The organism is Xanthobacter sp. YC-JY1, assembly GCF_021730305.1.
Taxonomy (GTDB): Bacteria; Pseudomonadota; Alphaproteobacteria; order Rhizobiales; family Xanthobacteraceae; genus Xanthobacter; species Xanthobacter flavus.
In genome coordinates this window covers 3,534,215-3,550,937 of record NZ_CP032674.1, presented here as the reverse complement: position 1 = coordinate 3,550,937, position 16,723 = coordinate 3,534,215, and the positions used below count along the sequence as shown (strand labels likewise).

The following is a 16,723-nucleotide window of genomic DNA, read 5'->3' as shown; positions in this document are numbered from 1 at the left end:
CGATGCGCTTTGATCTTCGCCATGTCCGCTGTTTCGTGCTCCTCGCCGAGGAGCTGCATTTTGGCCGTGCCGCCCAGCGGGCCCACATGACCCAGCCGGGCATGAGCCGCCTCATCCGCGATCTGGAGCAGGATGTGGGCGTGCCCCTGTTCGCCCGTACCACCCGCACCGTGGTGCTCACCGAGGCCGGGAAGGCCTTCCTTGCGGAAAGCCGGGAGGCGCTGGCGCGGCTGGAGCGGGCCGTGACCCGCGCGCGGCGTACGGCAGGCGGCGAGGTGGGTGTGCTGCGCATCGGCTACATGGACTTCGCCATCAACGGCCGGCTGCCGGAGTTCCTCAACAGCTTCAGCCGCTATCGTCCGGAAATCCGGCTCGAACTGTCCTTCACCCCGACCCTGCAGCAGCAGGAGGCGCTGCTCGCAGACCGCATCGACATCGGCTTCATGATCGGCCCATTCGAGGAAGCGGGCATGGCGAGCTATGCCTTCGACGACAACCGCTATGTGGCGCTGCTGCCCATCACCCATCCCCTCTCCAACGTGCGGGTGCTGCGCCTCGCCGATCTCGCCGACCAGCCGTTCGTGCTGGGCTCGGGGCAGAATTGGGGGGCCTTCCGCACCGCTTTCTTCGCCGTCTGCCACCGCGCCGGCTTCACCCCGCGCATTGTGCAGGAGGCGTCATCCTCCGAAGGCATTTTCGGCCTGGTGGCGGCGGGGGCGGGGGTCTCGGTCTATGCGAGCTGTGTGCGCAACCTGCAGCGGCGCGGCATCGTCATCCGCGACCTCGACGACGTGGCCGACAAGCTCATCACCTGCGCCGCCTGGGCGACTCCGGTCCACGCGCCGGCGGTGACGGTCTTCACCGATTACATGCGGCGGGTGTGGGGCGGGACGTAGGGCGGGAACGCGCTCCGCCGTACGCTCAGGCGACGTGGGTGTGCGTCGTTGCTTCCGCTCAATCGCCGCGCGGGCTTTTTGGGGCGGCGCAGCCCCCTCAGCGCGCCTTGGGATAGAGCGGGGCGAGACCCCGGGCGGTGCGCGCCTTGGCAGGCTTCAGGGCGGCCTTGCGCTCGGCGGCAAACGCGGAGCGGAAGCCGTGGCCGTCCCAGGTGTCCCCATCCCCCGCGTAAAGATGGCGGCTGATCTCGTGCAGCGCGGCCGCCATGGCCGGCGTGCGGGCCGAAGCGGTGCCCGCATGGCCCGGCCCTGAGGCGCGGTTCCAGTCGAGGTAAGCGCGATAGGCGGCCGTGGCGTGGCCGGCCTTGCAGGCGGCCTCCACCGCGCCGGCGGCGGTCTTCTCGTCGGGCACGGCGAGCCTCGGCCGGCGCACGGCGGGGCGCGTCGGGGTCGGGCGGCCGGGGCGCGCGGGTCGGGCGGCAACGGGCCCTGCGGTCGGCTCCGCAATGGCGCGGGCATTGCGCCCGGCGCGCCGGCCGGAGAACAGCAGGAATCCGCCGATCATCACCACCACCAGCGCGATGGCGGCGATATCGCGCAGCGGCAGGGGGCTGGCGTCGTCGGCCGGCGCCGCCTGCGGCTTGGGGGCGTCTTTCGCGGGTGCGGGGGGCGGGGCGATGCCGGCGGGATCGGCCGCTCCCGCCACCTGCAGCGTCACCGGCGGCAGCTGGGCCGTCTCGGCGCGGTTGGTGGTGATGTTCCACCAGGGCACGGTGATGGCGGGCAGCGTGATCGACCCGGCACGGGTGGGCACGACGCTGATGTGGACTTCCGCGATGGCACCGGGCGCGCCGCCCACCTGTGCCGCCTCGGGATGCTCCTCGTCGGCATACTGGCGCACGCCGTCCGTCTCCGCCGGCTTCAGCGGCGGCAATTGGGCGGGGCTGGCGCCCTGCACCTCCAGCCGCAGCGTGCGGGTGAGGGCGACACCCACCTTCGCCTTGGCCGGCGGGCTGCTCCAGGTCTCCTTGAGGCGCACCGCGCGTGCCGGGAGGAACCAGCCGGTGACGCCGGCCGGGCGGGGCAGGATCGTCACCTCCACCGGATTGGCGAACACCGTGACCTTGCGGCCCGCATCGAAGCCGCCGCCGAGCCACGGCATGGCGGGGCGTCCCATAGCGCGCGCCTGCTCCTGCGCGCCGGGCGGGGACACGGGGATGGAGGCGCGCAGGGCCACCGAGGATATCTGGATGGTGCCGGTGCGCTGCGGCCGCATGATGTAGCGCAGCTCCACCACACGGTAGCGCTGGCGGCCATAGATGCGGGAAAAGCGCTTCAGCGTCCCGTCGGGGGTGAAGGTGGCGCCCTCCGCCGCCGGCTGGTCGGCCGAGGCCTCCAGGGCGCCCACGCGGTCATACATGCGCACGACCACGGGAATCTCGCTCTGGAGGTAGAAGGGCGGCGTGCCCAGCACATCCACGGAGAGGGCGATGGGGCCGTCGTCAGGCGGCTCGGCGGTGGAGCCGGGCGCCACGTCCATCTCAATGGGTGCGCTCGTCTCGCTGCCGAGGGTGAGGGCCGGGATGACGAGATGGCCGGCCCGCTTGGGCGCCAGCGTCAGCACCCATTCGTTCACCTCCACCATGCGGCCGTTGACGCTCTCCATGCGGCTGCGCTTGCCGCGGTCGAGAATCTCGAAATCCCTGTTGAGGGGGCTGATGTTGGGCGGCTCCAGGCTGTCCCGCCCAATCACGCTGAGCACCAGCTCGAAAGTGTCGCCCTGGTCCGTCGGCGGCTTTTCCACCGTGGCCTTGAACGATGCGGCGGGGGCGGCCGTCGCCCACAGCGCGAGGGCGAGCGCGAAAAGGCAGGTGCGGAGCGCCGCGCGGATCATTGCGCATCCCCCTCGGAGAGGAATACGGGCCCGCCGGTATACTGGGACCGGATACGCGCGCGCAGCAGTCCGCCGGGATCGTCCGGCACCTGCCGCAGCGCCTGCTCGCGGCTCTGGTCGTCGTCGCTGAAGGCCACGGCCGGCGGCGCCTGCGGCGTGGGCTGGGGCGGCTTCGGCTGCGCGACCTGGGAGGGCGCGGTCGGGGGCGCCGAGAAGGCGGAGTTGGGATCCTGCTTCGCCGCGTCCTGCCCATTGTCCTTGTCGTCCGGCATGGGCGGGGGCGGGGCCTTGGGCGTCACCGGCGCGGCGGGCACGTCGCCGGCCATCACCTCCGGCTCCTGCGGCGGCTGCGACGGGTCCTGCGGCGCCAGCGGGGGCGGAGGGGAATCGGGCGGCGGCGCCTGCCTGGCCTGCTCCTGGGGCGGCGGAGACTGCGGCTGGGTCGGCTGTTGCTGGGGCTGCTGCTGCGCCAGCTCGGACGGGCGGCGCGGCGGCAGCGGTGCAGGCGGGGGGAGCGGACCCGGCTGCGGGCTGTTCTGCGCGTCCTGCGGCTTGTCCCCCCCGGGCTTCTGGTCCTGCTTCTGCTTTTGGTCGGATTTGGGGTCGGGCTTCTGGTCCTTGTTCTGGTCCTGCCCACCGCCGCCAGCCTGGTTCTGCTTCTGGTCCTGCTTCTGCTTGTCTTCCTCTTGCTTCTTCTTCGCGTCGATCAGTTTCTGCACCAGATCGCGGTTGAACTTGGCGTCGGCATTGTCAGGGTTGGCGGCCAGCGCCTTGTCGTAGGCGGCCACCGCCTGCTCCAGCTGCCCAGCGCGCGCCAAAGCGTTGCCGCGGTTGTAGTCGCCGCCCGGCAGGCGGGAGAGCGCGGCGGCGGCGCCGGAATAGTCGCCGGCCTTGTAGAGCGCATTGGCCTTCCAGGTGGGGTCTTCGAACTTCTGCGCAGCGGCGGCGTAGTCGCCCCTCGCGTAGTCCGCCGCGCCCTGCTGGTCGGGGCGCCACCACATATCGGCCCAGCTCTGCGGCAGGGATTGCGTCAAGCCCTGGGGCAGGGGCTGCGCCTGCGCCCGCTGCGGCGCCGCGAAGCCGCCGAGTGCGGCAAGCGCGAGGACGGCGATCCAGCCGCGACGGAAGGCGAGGGGGGCGAGCAGCACCGCCAGGAGCAGCACGTAGGGCCCCATGTCCGCCCACACGTCGGCGGTGAAGCCCTCGCTATCGGTGACGGCGCCGTTCGAGCTGGCTGCGGGGGGCAGGGCATAGGCGATGTCGCGGTCGTCGGCAGTGAGGGGCGTGTAGGCACCCTGTCCGGCCGTGGCGATGGCCGTCAGCGCCGCCGTGTCCAAAGCCGGCGCGCCATTGGCGCCCTCCGCGCCGACGCCGATCACGTTCACTTTGTAGCCTTCAGCCGCGGCCGCCTTCGCTGCCGCCTGCGTCTTGGCCGGTTCGTCGCCCGGCCCGTCGGTGACGAGGAGGATGCGGCCGCTCATGGCACCGGCGCCCTTGAGCAGGTCCACGGCCATGGCGATGGCGGCCTGCGGGCGATTGGCATTGCCGCGCATGAGGCTGGTGGAAAGGTCCGGCAGCATCTGCGCCACCACGTGCGCGTCCTCGGTCAGCGGCGCGGCGGCGAACGGGATGTCGGAATAGAGCACCAGCGCCACCTCGCTGCCGCGCATGCGCTGCAGCACGTCGGCGATCTTGTAGCGGGCGGCGACGAGGCGCGAGGGGCTGGCGTCGGGGGCGTTCATGGTCGGCGACAGATTGACCGCGATCACCAGCGGATCGAGCCGGCCCGTCACCGGCTGGGGCAGCTTCTGCCAGGTGGGGCCGGCCATGGCGAAGACGGCGGCGACCCAGCCAGCGAACAGCAGCACGGCCGGCCATTGGCCCGAGGCGCGCCGCCCCGGCAGAGCGAGGTGGGCGAGGAGGTGCGGGTCCACCTCGCGCGCCCAGTCATTGCTGCCCTCGCGCAGCCGGCGATGGAGCAGGGCGGCGAGGATCGCCGCCGGCAGCAACGCCAGGAGCCATTCCGGTCGCAGGAAGTGGAAGCTCGCCATCAGCGCGCCTCCGCAACCGGCACGGCCGGGGCATCGGCAGCCGGCGCATCCCGCGGCGCGGGCGCCTCGGCCACGCGGCGGGCCGGCATCCGCAGCAGCAAGGCGGCGGCGAACAGGAAGCTCGCGACCAGCGCGGCGCCGAGCGGCCAGAAGAACAGGGTGAGGGCCGGCCGCACATATTGCGGATCGCCGGCCACCGGCTCCAGCTTGTCGATCTCGGCATAGATGCCGGCGAGGCCCTGCTGGTCGCGGGCGCGGAAATACTTGCCGCCGGTGAGGCCGGAAATGGCCTTGAGCGCGCCCTCGTCGAGGTCCGAGGAGGGGTTCATGGGCGCGCCGGGGACGAACTCCCCGGCATCGGAGCCGACGCCGATGGTGTGGATGCGCAGATGCTCCTTGGCGGCGATGGCCGCGGCCTGGAGCGGGTCGAGCACGCCGGAGGTGTTGGCGCCGTCGGTGAGCAGCACCACCACCCGCTCTTTGGCCGGGCCGTCGCGCAGGGTCTTCACCGCGAGGCCGATGGCGTCGCCGATGGAGGTGTTGCGCCCGGTCATGCCGATGGTGGCTTGGGCGAGCAGATCGCGCACCACCCGGCGGTCGAGGGTGAGGGGCGCCTGCACATAGGCGCGGGTGCTGAACAGGATGAGGCCCACCCGGTCGCCGGCGCGGCGGGCGATGAAGTCGTCCGCCACCTGCTTCACCACCTGCAGGCGGTCCATGGGCTTGGTGAGGGCGAGGTCGCGCTGCGCCATGGAGGCGGAGAGGTCGATGACCAGCATGATCTCGCGCCCCTCCACCGGAACCTCCACCGGCCGACCCACATAGATGGGCTGGGCGGCGGCGACCACGAGCAGCGTCCAGATGAAGGCGAGCGCGGCGAGGCGCGTCTTGCTCCAGGCCGGCCGGCCGGGCGTCACCAGCCCGGCCCGGGCGAGCGCGGCGAAGAAGGGCAGGCGCAGCGCGCCGGCCTTCTGCTCGCGGGCGCGGGGCACCACGAAACGGGCGAGGAGGGGGGCCGGCAGCAGCGCCAGCATCCAGGGCCAGGCGAGCGTAATCATCGGCGCGCCCGGATGTGGCGCCGCACCGCGTCGGCGAGGGCGGCGGGGGTGATGCTGCCGGCGGCCACCTGCTCCGCCGTCTGCGGGGGCATGTAGGGCGCCCGCGCGAGGAAGGCGGCCTCTCGCGGGGCGAAGGGCGCGCGGCCGGTGACAAGCAGGCGGGCCCAGGCCTCGCCGGTGAGCGTCGCCTTCGCCTCGCCGGACTCGGCGCGCACCAGACGGCGCAACACGTCCGAGGCGGCGACCGCGACGGCGTGGGTGTCGTCCGGTTCGGCGCGGCCGACCTCGGCGTCGAACATCTTCAGGGCCTTGTAGGCGAGCGTCTGCCGCCAGCGCCATTCGCGCACGGCGAGGATGATGAGCACCAGCACCGCCAGTCCGGCCAGCACGTACCAGCCCGGCGCCAGCGGAAAGAGCGGCACGTCGGGCGGCAGATGGATGTCGCGCAGCGCCGCCAGCGGGTCCTCGGCCGAGCCCGGCACCGGCGGGGTGGGCGGCGCTCCGTTGAGGAAATTCGGCGTCTGGAAATTGGGCGGAGTCGCCGGGGCGCCCCCGGGCGCGATGAGCGGGGTGGGGCCGGCGGCGGCCCCCGGCGCGGTGGGTGCGGGCGGGATGGCGGGCGTGGTCATCGCGCCACCGTCCGTCCTGTGCCGGGCGCGATGGCCCCGGCTGCGCCGGCACGGGCCGACGCCGCCGCCTGCCGCATCCGCTCGGGATTGAGAACTTCCGCCGGGTCGCAGCCCGTCTCGAGGTCCATCAGGGTGAGGCCGCGCTCGCGGCAGAGCCGCTCCAGCGCGCCGCGGCGTTCGGCAAAGCGGCGGGCATAGCCCTCCCGCTGCGCCGCGCGGCTGTCGTCGAGCCGGGCGACCGATATCCCGTCGGTGACGGGGAAGACGCCGCCGGAGGGCATCTGCGTCTCCAGCCGGTCATAGACGAACAGGCAGGTGACGTGGCCGTCCAGCGCGATGCGGCCGAGTTCGCGGGCGGCGTGCTCATCGAGATCGGCGAAATCGGAGACGAGGAAGATGAGCGTGCCGGGCTTCACCAGTGGCCGCAGCCGCGCCAGCGCCTCCGCCAAAGTGGGTTCGGAGCCGGGCGGGCCGAGGCGCTCGGCGGTGGCGTCGGCGATGGAGCGCACGAAGGCGAGGATGCGCCGGCGGGTGCGCTCGGCGCGCAGCGCGATGATGCCGGAGGGGGAGAGGACCAGCCCGCCCACCCGGTCGCCGCCGCCGATGCCGATCCATGCCAGCACGGCGGCCGCCTTGGCCGCCAGCACCGACTTGAAGCAATCGCGGATGCCGAAGCGCATGGAGGCGCGGGCGTCCACCAGCACCAGCACCGGGCGCTCGCGCTCTTCCTGGAACAGCTTGGTGTGCGTCGTGCCGGTGCGGGCGGTGACCCGCCAGTCGATGGTGCGCACATCGTCGCCGGGATGGTAGACGCGCACCTCGTCGAACTCCATGCCGCGACCGCGGAAGGAGGAGCTGTGGCCCCCGTAGAGCTGGCTGCTGACGCGCTTGCCGCCCGAGAAGCCGCCCTGGACGCGCGGACGCGCCGCCACCAGGTCGGCGAGGCGGGCAACGACGCCCCGGAGCGGATCGCGCTCGGCCATGGAGTGTGTCGCCTCAGCCCACCGGCACGCGGGCGAGCAGCAGGTCGATGAAGTCGTCGCTGGTCACGCCGTCGGCCTCGGCCTCGAAGGTCATCAGCACGCGATGGCGCAGCACGGGCTTGGCGATGGCCTGCACGTCCTCGGGGATCACATAGTCGCGCTTGCGCCGCCAGGCGTGGGCGCGGGCGCAGCGGTCGAGGGCGATGGTGCCGCGCGGGCTGGCGCCGAAGCCGACGAGACCCTGGAGATCCGCGCCGTAAAGCTCGGGACGGCGCGTCGCCTGCACCAGCTGGAGCAGATATTCCTCCACCTGCTCCGCCATGTGGACGGCCAGCACCTCGCGCCGGGCGGCGAACACCACCTCCTGCGGCAAAGGCGCGCCGAAATCCGGCGACTCGCCCCTTGCCTCGCCGCGCACGAGGCGCAGGATCTGGCGCTCGGCGTCCAGATCCGGGAAGTCGATGCGCACATGCAGGAGGAAGCGATCGAGCTGCGCCTCGGGCAGGGGATAGGTGCCTTCCTGCTCGATGGGGTTCTGGGTCGCCATCACCATGAAGAGCGGCGGCAGGCGGCGGGTGGTGCGCCCCACCGTCACCTGACGCTCCGCCATGGCTTCCAAGAGCGCCGACTGCACCTTGGCGGGCGCGCGGTTGATCTCGTCCGCCAGGATGAAATTGTGGAACACCGGCCCTTCCTGGAACTGGAAGCTGCCGTCCTCGGGCCGGTAGATGTCGGTGCCGGTGAGGTCGGAGGGCAGAAGGTCCGGCGTGAACTGGATTCGCTGGTCGGTGAGGTCGATGGCGTGGGCCAGCGCCTTGATGGCCTTGGTCTTGGCAAGGCCCGGCGCGCCTTCCACCAGAAGGTGGCCGTCGGCGAGCACGGCGATCAGCAGCAGCTCCACGAAGGCCGGCTGGCCGAGGATGCAGGCATTCATATAGACCGAGAGGTCGTCGAAGGCGCGGGCGAGGCTGGTGCGGTCGATGACCGGCGGGCGCGGACGGGCAGACGAGGCGGCCGGCGGCTCCCGGCGTGCGGCATCGAGGAAGGACGCGTCTCGGCTCGTGCTCATCTCTTGCTCGCGCTCGACTCTCGGGTTCGGCCACGGGGCCCGTCGGCGCCATGGCGGGGCGGCTGCTCCCCCTGGACCACCGCCGGGAGAGCGCCTCATCGGCTCCTTATAGCGTCGCGGCTTCCGCGTCACACCTTATCTTGCGTTCATTTTTGAGGGATGGCGCCATTTTCTGCCGGGCCGCGCCGGTGCCGGAGCGGCAGACGGCGCAGCGGTAGACGAAAGGGGAGACGGGCGTCTGTGTCGCCTCCATTCCAGTTTGCCGTCGCATTTCCACGAGAGCGGGGCAGCGGGCAGGCGCATTGTCACGGTCGAACAGGGGACACCCCCGGTTTCTCCATTCAGAGACCCAAATGCGCCGCTTCTCCCTTCCCACCCTCCTTTCCGAGGCGCTGAACGCCCATCAGGGCTGGAGCCGCCAGTGGCGCAACCCGACGCCCAAGCCGGCCTACGATGTGCTCATCATCGGCGGCGGCAGCCACGGGCTCGGCGCGGCCTACTACCTCGCGAAGGAGCATGGCCTCCGCAACATCGCGGTGCTGGAGAAGGGCTGGATCGGCGGCGGCAATTCCGGCCGCAACACCACCATCATCCGCTCCAACTACCTCTATGACGAAAGCGCCGCCCTCTACGAGCACGCGGTGAAGCTGTGGGAAGGGCTCTCGCAGGAGCTGAACTACAACGTCATGTTCTCCCAGCGCGGCGTGCTGATGCTGGCCCACAACCAGCACGACGTGCAGAGCTTCAAGCGCCACGTCTATTCCAACCGCCTCAACGGCATCGACAATGAGTGGCTGACGCGGGAACAGACGAAGGAGTTCTGCCCGCAGCTGAACATCTCGCCGGACATCCGCTATCCCGTGCTCGGCGGCGCCCTCCAGCGGCGGGGCGGTACGGCGCGGCACGACGCGGTGGTGTGGGGCTATGCCCGCGGCGCCGACGCGCTCGGTGTCGACATCATCCAGAATTGCGAGGTCACCGCCATCCATCGCGGGCCGGACGGTGCCGTGACCGGGGTGGAGACCACGCGCGGGCCGATCGGCGCGAAGAAGATCGGCGTCTCGGCGGCGGGGCACACCTCCATGGTCATGGCCATGGCCGGAGTGCGGATGCCGCTGGAGAGCTTCCCGCTGCAGGCGCTGGTCTCCGAGCCGGTGAAGCCGTGCTTCCCCTGCGTGCTCATGTCCAACGCGGTGCACGCTTACATCTCCCAGTCCGACAAGGGCGAGCTGGTGATCGGCGCCGGCACGGACCAGTACGTCTCCTACAGCCAGCAGGGCGGCCTCCACATCACCACCCACACGCTGGACGCCATCTGCGAGCTGTTCCCCCAGTTCACGCGCATGAAGATGCTCCGCAACTGGGGCGGCATCGTCGACGTGACGCCGGACCGCTCGCCCATCATCGGCAAGACGCCGGTGAAGGGCCTCTATGTGAATTGCGGCTGGGGCACGGGCGGCTTCAAGGCGACGCCGGGCTCGGCCCATGTGTTCGCCCACACCATCGCCCGCGACGAGCCCCACCCCGTCAACGCCCCCTTCACCCTCGACCGCTTCCGCACCGGCCGCCTCATCGACGAGGCGGCGGCGGCGGCGGTGGCGCATTGAGGCCCAAGATGCTGCTCGTTCCCTGTCCCTATTGCGGGCCGCGCCCCGAGGTGGAATTCCGCTGCGGCGGCGAGGCGCACATCGCCCGCCCGGCCGATCCCGACGCCCTCGATGACGCCGCCTGGGCCGAATATCTCTTCGCCCGCACCAGCCCGAAGGGCGTCCATGCCGAGCGCTGGCTGCACGCCCACGGCTGCGGCCGCTGGTTCAACGCGCTGCGCAACACGGTGAGCGACGCCTTCATCACCACCTACGAGATGGGCGAGCCCCGCCCCGACATCACGGGAGGCCGCTGATGGCGCAGGATTTCCGCATTCCCGGCCGCGGCCGCGTCGACCGGACGAAGCCCATCGCCTTCACCTTCAACGGCCGCACCGTCGAGGGCTATGAAGGCGACACGCTCGCTTCGGCGCTGCTCGCCAGCGGCATCAGGCTGATGGGCCGCTCCTTCAAGTATCACCGCCCGCGCGGCGTGCTGACCCATGGCGCCGACGAGCCCAATGCGCTGTTCCAGGTGGATCGCGGCCCCGGCCGGGCCGATCCCAACAACCGCGCCACGGTGGTGGAGGCGGTGGCCGGCCTGAAGGTCTCCTCGCAGAACCACTGGCCGTCGCTGGAGCACGACATCGGGCAGGTGAACGACCTCGTCGCCCCCGTGCTGACGGCGGGCTTCTACTACAAGACCTTCATGTGGCCGCGGTCCTTCTGGGACAAGCTCTACGAGCCGGCCATCCGTGCCGCCGCCGGCTTGGGCGTCGCGCCGGACGCGCCGGATGCGGACCGCTACGTCCATCGCAACACCCATTGCGACGTGCTGGTGGTGGGCGCGGGCCCGGCCGGCCTCGCGGCGGCACTGGCGGCGTCGGAGGCGGGCAAGCGCGTGATCCTCGCCGACGAGCAGGCGGAGATGGGCGGCAGCCTCCTCGCCGATCTCACTGCCACCATCGATGGCAAGACCGCCTCGGCCTTCGTGGCGTATGCGCTGAAGACACTGGCCGGCCGGGCGAACGCGACGCTGCTCAACCGCACCACGGCGTTCGGCTATTACAACCACAACCACGTGGTCCTCACCGAGCGTGTCACCGACCACCTCGCCGCGCCGGACGCCAAGCTGCCGCGCGAGCGGCTGTGGCAGGTGCGGGCGAAGGAGGTGGTGCTGGCGACCGGCGCCCATGAGCGTCCGCTCGGCTTCGCCGACAACGACCGGCCGGGCATCATGCTGGCCGAGAGCGTGCGCACCTATGTGAACCGCTACGGCGTCGCGCCGGGCCGTCGCATCGTCTTCGCCACCAACGGCGCTTCCGCCTATCGCGCGGCGGCGGATGCCAAGGCGGCGGGGCTGGACGTGACCCTCGTGGACCTGCGCCCCGAGGCGGAGATCGGCCCCGAGCGGGCCCTCCTCTCCGGCAACGAGCTTCTTGCCGGCCATACGGTGGTCGGCTCCACCGGCGGCAAGGCGGTGACCGGGCTGATCGTGGCGCCGCTTTCGGCCGGGCGCGTCGGCGCGCGGCGGACGCTGGCCTGCGATTGCGTCGGCATGTCCGGCGGCTGGACGCCGGCCGTGCATCTCTTCTCCCAGTCGCGCGGCAAGCTCACCTTCCGCACCGAGATCGACGCCTTCGTGCCGGGCTCGTCCGTGCAGGCGGAGCGCTCGGCCGGCGCGTGCAAGGGCACCTATGACCTCGCCGGCATCCTCGCCGAGGGCTGGACGGCCGGCGCGGAAGCGGCCGGGGTTCCGTCAACCCGCGCCTTCGCGGCGGCGCCCGCCACGCCCACCGGCTTCAGGGCGGCGCGGGTGCTGCCCACCGATGCAGACCCGAAGAAGGTGCGCGCCTTCCTCGACTTCCAGAACGACGTGACCGCCAAGGACATCGGCCTTGCGGTGCGCGAGGGGTTCGAGAGCGTCGAGCATGTGAAGCGCTACACCACCAACGGCATGGCCACCGACCAGGGCAAGACCTCCAACATGGCCGCCCTCGGCCTCGTCTCGGAGATCCTGGCCAAGGACATCCCGCAGGTGGGCACCACCACCTTCCGCCCGCCTTATACGCCCGTCACCTTCGGCGCCATCGTCGGCACGGCGCGGGGCGAGACCTTCGACCCCATCCGCACCGCGCCGGTGCATGAGTGGGCGGCGAAGCAGGGCGCCAAGTTCGAGAACGTCGCCCTGTGGCGCCGCGCCTGGTACTTCCCCAAGCCGGGCGAGGACATGCACGCGGCGGTGGCCCGCGAATGCCGGGCGGTGCGCGAAAGCGTCGGCCTGCTCGATGCCTCCACCCTCGGCAAGATCGAGGTGATGGGGCCGGATGCGGCCGAGTTCATGAACCGCATGTATCCCAACGGCTGGACCAAGCTCGAGCCGGGCAAGTGCCGCTACGGCCTGATGCTGAAGGAAGACGGCTTCATCCTCGACGACGGCATCGTCGCCCGCATGGCGCCCGACCGCTTCCACGTCACCACCTCCACCAGCGGCGCGCCGCGTGTGATGGCGCACATGGAGGACTATCTCCAGACGGAGTGGCCGGACCTCGACGTCTTCCTCACCTCCATCACCGAGCAATGGGGCGTCATCGCCGTGCAGGGGCCGCGGGCGCGCGAAGTCATCGCCCCCTTCGTCTCCGGCATCGACCTCTCGCCGGAGGCTTTCCCCCAGATGGCGGTGCGCGAGGGGGAGATTCTCGGCGTGCCGACGCGGCTCATGCGCGTGTCCTTCACCGGCGAGCTGGGCTTCGAGATCAACGTGCCGGCGGATTTCACTCAAGCCGTGTGGGAGGCGCTGTTCGCCTACGGCCAGCGCTTCGGCATCACGCCCTACGGCACCGAGGCCATGCATGTGCTGCGCGCGGAACGCGGCTTCATCATCGTCGGGCAGGAGACGGACGGCACGGTGACGCCGGATGATGTCGGCCTCTCCGGCATGATCTCCAAGGCGAAGAAGGATTTCGTCGGCAAGCGCTCGCTCGCCAGGCCGGACATGGCGCGGGCGGATCGCAAGCAACTGGTGGGCCTGCTCTCGGCGGATGGGCGGACGGTGCTGGAGGAGGGGGCGCAGATCGTCGCCGACACCCAGCAGGCGCTGCCCATGAAGATGCTGGGGCATGTCACCTCCTCCTATCTCAGCCCCACCCTCAACCATCCCATCGCGCTGGCGGTGATCTCCGGCGGGCGGGCGCGGATGGGCGAGACGCTCTTTGTGACGACGCCGGCCGGGTTCACGGCGGTGAAGGTGGTGGCCCCGGTGTTCCTCGATCCCGAGGGCAAAAGGGTGGAAGGTCTTGTGGAAGGAGGCGTTCATGCCTGAGCCGGTTGCCATCCACGCGCGGCGCGCGCCCATCCTCGCCCCCTCGGCATCCAGTGCCGTGCGGGTGCTGCCGGCCGCCGACCGCTTCGTGCTGCAGATGAAGGCGCCGCGCGGCGCCGTGCTGCCGTCAGCGGCCGGGGGCTTCGATCTCTCCGGCCCGCTCAACAGCGTGCGCGGCAGGCCGGAGCGCTTCGCCGCCCGCCTCGGGCCGGGGGAGTGGCTGCTTGTCTGTCCCGAGGGGGAGGGGACGGCCACCGAGCCGGCGATCGCCAGCGATCTCGCCGGCCGCTTCTTTTCGCTGGTGGCGGTGGGCCACCGCAATGCGGCGTTCCTCTTGAGCGGTCCGCACGCGGCGGACATCCTCAATGCCGGGATCGCCCTCGACCTGTCCGACACTGCCTTCCCGCCCGGCTCGGCCACGCGCACGCTGCTGGGCAAGACGGAGGTGGTGCTGGTGCGGGTGGGGGAGGCCTTCCGGCTGGAGTGCTGGCGCTCCTTCGCGCCCTATGTCCACGCCTTCCTTCAGGATGCGGCGCGGGAATTCGCCTGAGGCCTCACTTCTTCAGCTGCCGCACCTCGGCGGGGCGCTGGTTGATGGTGGTGCCGGTGGCGTCGGGGATGAATTCCATGGGCACCGCGAGCATCTTGCCGCAGGCGGCGACCGTCCATGTCTCGCGCCATGGGCCGGTCTCCGGCGCCGACTTGTCGCCGGCGGAAAGGCCGAAGCCGTCGAAGGCGGTGTCCGCCACCTCCATGTCCTTGCAGTCGGCCACCTTGGTGCCGGCGCCGATGAAGGCATAGGTGAGCGCATCGCGCTGGAGCACGATGTTGGCGCGTGTGCGGCCCGGCAGTGTCACCAGGAAGCGCACGCCCGAGGGCTCGGCCCGGAACAGAATGTTGATGATGCGCTCCGTGCCGCAGCCCTTGATGGGATAATGCCCCCACCACGCGCCGGACCTGGGCAGGCCCTTGGCATCGAAGGACACCTCCTGCTGCAGCGTCACCGAGACATCGCCATCGGTGAGGTTGGCGCAGGCGGGCAGGGAGGCCGGCGGCACCTTCTTCCACGCTTGCGCCAGCGCGACCCTGTAGGCATCCGAATAAAGATAGCTCTGGAATTTCTGCGAATCGGTCGTCCCGGACGCCGGTGCCGCCAGGGTGGCGCTCGCCGGGACGAGGAGCCCCAAGGCAAGGGTGAGGCAGGCCCCGACAGTACGCATGCCCGCCATCGTCGTGCCCCCAAACATCCTGCGACCAACCGCACTACGCATACCACCGGCAGTTGAGGCCGGCCATCGGCGTCCGCCTACTGGTCCACCTCGCAGCGCAGTTCGTGCCGCCCATCCGGCAGCGTGCGGCGGTGGGTGCGGTCGGCGAGCCGCTGGATGAGGTGGAAGGTGATGCCGTTGAGCATGGCGTCCTCGTCCACACCAGTATCGAAGCTCGGCGCCGGCCCCGGCTGGAGCGCGCCGCCGGCCCAGGCGAAGGACACATCCAGCACGAATTCATCGAACCGCGTCGTCACCTCCACCGGCCCCTCGGCGAGAGAGGGGGCAGCGGTGGCGAATTCTTCGGCGATCTGGGCGATGCGCCCCACCTCCTCGGTGCGGGCGCCATCGGCGGCGGCGGCGTCCATGAGGAACTGGTGCAGCGCCGCATGGCCCTCGCCCGGCGACCAGACCAGCCGATGGCTCTTCACCGCGCCGATGCGGAACAAAGCGTTGATCGCAAGCGCCGTGAACAGGCCGAGCACCAGCGAGGACGTGACCAGCTCCCGCGCCGATTCGGAGAGCACACGGGCGTAGAAATCCGGGATCTCGTCGAAGGAGATGCCGACGAGGAAGCCGAGGCCCACCACGATGGTGCGCCGCGCATCCAGCATCCGTTGGCCCAGGATGGAAATGCCGGACAGCACGATGAAGGCGGAGGCGAACAGTAGCGCCGCGCCGAGCACCGGCCGGGGAATGGCCATCACTGCCACCGACGAGCCGGGAATGAAGGCGAGCGCGATCCAGCCGATGCCGACGCCCAGCCCCACCCGCCGGGCCTTGACCTCGGTGGCGACGGAGAGGCCGACGCTGGCGGAATAGGTGTTGAGGCCCATGGTGCCGATGAGGCCGGCGAACAGGGTGCCGAGGCCATCCGCCAGCACGCCGGCCTCGATATTGGCATAGTCCGGCCGGCGCCACTGCGGATCGTTGGCGCGCTGGCTCGCCACCATGTCACCGAAGCTGCGCAGGATGCAGGCGAGCGCCCCGGCGAGGAAGCCGGGCAGCAGCCCGACGCTGAAGCTCGGCACCACCAGCGGCCAGCGGATCAGCTCCAGCAGGGGTTTCACCGACACCTCTGGCCGCGGCGCGCCGAAGCCGAGGGCGAGGTGCACCGCCGAGCCGGCGGCCAGCCCCGCCAGCACCGCCATGGCGCGCAGCGGCGGGCTGCCCCAGGCAGCGAGTGCGATCATGACCGCGAGGCCGACCACCGCGCCGCCGGTGCCGGTGAGGGTCACCTGCGCCATGGACTGGCTGTAGCCCACCATCAGCTTGATGGCGACGACGCCAAGGATGATGCCGATGAGCATCACCACCAGCCCGACGATCTCGATGGGCAGGAAGGGGCGTACGCGATGCATGACGCGGCTGAACAGCACCTCGGCGAGGCCGGCCGCGATGGTCATGCCTGCCACCGCCTCCAGCCCGCCGGCGCGGGCGGCATATAGGGCGGCGGGCAGATAGGCGGCGGTGAACACGGCGGGCAGGAGATAGCCGCAGCCGGTGCGCGGCAGGAACAGGATGGGCCGGCCCCAGCACTGGAAGAGGGTCGCCACCCCCATGGCCAGCATGGCGAGATCGAGATAGCGCCGCTGCATCTCGGCATCGACGCCGGCCGCCTGCGCCACCAGCAGCGGGAACACCAGCGTCACCGCCATCAGGCCCATATGCTGGGCCACCGAGCCGATGAGCACCGGGAGCGGCGGATGAGACTCAAGATCGTACCGCAGCCTGCCGCTTCCCACGCCACTCTCCCCAACCCGGCCGCTTGGCGGCTCTTTGTCTGCCCTGCCAAGACCCCGCTCAGGGCGGCTCGCGCCACTCATCTCGAATGGCGCGTGACCGCATGAGGCGATCCGGCGGAAACCGGCCGGGCCAGCCTAAAGGGTTTGGGAAAAAGGGGAAAGCGCTCTGGAGGCCGGTCCCGCGCGCCGTGCGCGGGACCCTTGCCACCAGGGCAGGCCGCG

13 protein-coding genes are annotated in these 16,723 nt (G+C 71.2%); 5 read left to right on the top strand and 8 right to left on the bottom strand.

The features are described from left to right. The first annotated feature begins 2 nt into the window (after window positions 1-2). On the top strand, window positions 3-896 hold the full coding sequence (locus tag D7006_RS16660) for a LysR substrate-binding domain-containing protein (RefSeq protein ID WP_237353817.1): 894 nt from the start codon (window positions 3-5) through the stop codon (window positions 894-896). Window positions 897-993: 97 nt separating this feature from the next. On the opposite strand, the gene D7006_RS16655 is transcribed toward D7006_RS16660, so the two are convergent. The 6 genes from D7006_RS16655 to D7006_RS16630 are packed head-to-tail and all read right to left on the bottom strand — an operon-like array spanning window position 994 to window position 8,445. Beyond that, window positions 994-2,790 (bottom strand): BatD family protein, encoded by a 1,797-nt coding sequence (locus D7006_RS16655; protein WP_237353816.1) that lies wholly within the window; start codon window positions 2,788-2,790, stop codon window positions 994-996. Continuing rightward, on the bottom strand, window positions 2,787-4,841 hold the full coding sequence (locus tag D7006_RS16650; protein WP_237353815.1) for a VWA domain-containing protein: 2,055 nt from the start codon (window positions 4,839-4,841) through the stop codon (window positions 2,787-2,789). Before D7006_RS16650 ends, D7006_RS16655 begins: the two co-directional genes overlap by 4 nt. Further along, window positions 4,841-5,899: a VWA domain-containing protein gene (locus D7006_RS16645; protein WP_237353814.1), complete on the bottom strand. Its 1,059-nt coding sequence runs from the start codon at window positions 5,897-5,899 to the stop codon at window positions 4,841-4,843. Before D7006_RS16645 ends, D7006_RS16650 begins: the two co-directional genes overlap by 1 nt. After that, on the bottom strand, window positions 5,896-6,528 hold the full coding sequence (locus tag D7006_RS16640; RefSeq protein WP_237353813.1) for a DUF4381 domain-containing protein: 633 nt from the start codon (window positions 6,526-6,528) through the stop codon (window positions 5,896-5,898). The genes D7006_RS16645 and D7006_RS16640 overlap by 4 nt, the downstream gene beginning before the upstream one ends. Further along, window positions 6,525-7,511 carry a DUF58 domain-containing protein gene (locus tag D7006_RS16635; RefSeq protein ID WP_237353812.1) on the bottom strand — a complete coding sequence of 329 codons (987 nt, stop codon included), beginning with the start codon at window positions 7,509-7,511 and terminating at the stop codon, window positions 6,525-6,527. The genes D7006_RS16640 and D7006_RS16635 overlap by 4 nt, the downstream gene beginning before the upstream one ends. A gap of 13 nt (window positions 7,512-7,524) precedes the next feature. After that, window positions 7,525-8,445 (bottom strand): MoxR family ATPase, encoded by a 921-nt coding sequence (locus D7006_RS16630; protein ID WP_051460815.1) that lies wholly within the window; start codon window positions 8,443-8,445, stop codon window positions 7,525-7,527. A gap of 488 nt (window positions 8,446-8,933) precedes the next feature. Here D7006_RS16630 and D7006_RS16625 point away from each other — a divergent pair, with 488 nt between their 5' ends. Genes D7006_RS16625 through D7006_RS16610 form a run of 4 tightly spaced genes read left to right on the top strand, consistent with a single transcriptional unit; the run spans window position 8,934 to window position 14,038 of the window. Next, window positions 8,934-10,187, top strand: coding sequence for a sarcosine oxidase subunit beta family protein (locus tag D7006_RS16625; protein ID WP_229645530.1), 1,254 nt, complete (start codon window positions 8,934-8,936; stop codon window positions 10,185-10,187). An 8-nt stretch (window positions 10,188-10,195) separates the two neighbouring features. Then, window positions 10,196-10,483, top strand: coding sequence for a sarcosine oxidase subunit delta (locus D7006_RS16620; RefSeq protein ID WP_169122979.1), 288 nt, complete (start codon window positions 10,196-10,198; stop codon window positions 10,481-10,483). After that, on the top strand, window positions 10,483-13,488 hold the full coding sequence (locus D7006_RS16615) for a sarcosine oxidase subunit alpha family protein (RefSeq protein ID WP_237353811.1): 3,006 nt from the start codon (window positions 10,483-10,485) through the stop codon (window positions 13,486-13,488). Before D7006_RS16620 ends, D7006_RS16615 begins: the two co-directional genes overlap by 1 nt. Beyond that, window positions 13,481-14,038, top strand: coding sequence for a sarcosine oxidase subunit gamma (locus D7006_RS16610; protein WP_237353810.1), 558 nt, complete (start codon window positions 13,481-13,483; stop codon window positions 14,036-14,038). Before D7006_RS16615 ends, D7006_RS16610 begins: the two co-directional genes overlap by 8 nt. Before the next feature lie 4 nt (window positions 14,039-14,042). Here the strand turns inward: D7006_RS16610 and D7006_RS16605 are convergent, their stop codons facing one another. Both D7006_RS16605 and D7006_RS16600 read right to left on the bottom strand, forming a co-directional pair. Then, window positions 14,043-14,708 (bottom strand): hypothetical protein, encoded by a 666-nt coding sequence (locus D7006_RS16605; protein WP_237353809.1) that lies wholly within the window; start codon window positions 14,706-14,708, stop codon window positions 14,043-14,045. Between the two features lie 86 nt (window positions 14,709-14,794). Further along, entirely contained in the window at window positions 14,795-16,501 is a 1,707-nt protein-coding gene (locus D7006_RS16600) for a uracil-xanthine permease family protein (protein ID WP_237353808.1), read from the bottom strand. Between the last annotated feature and the right edge of the window lie 222 nt (window positions 16,502-16,723).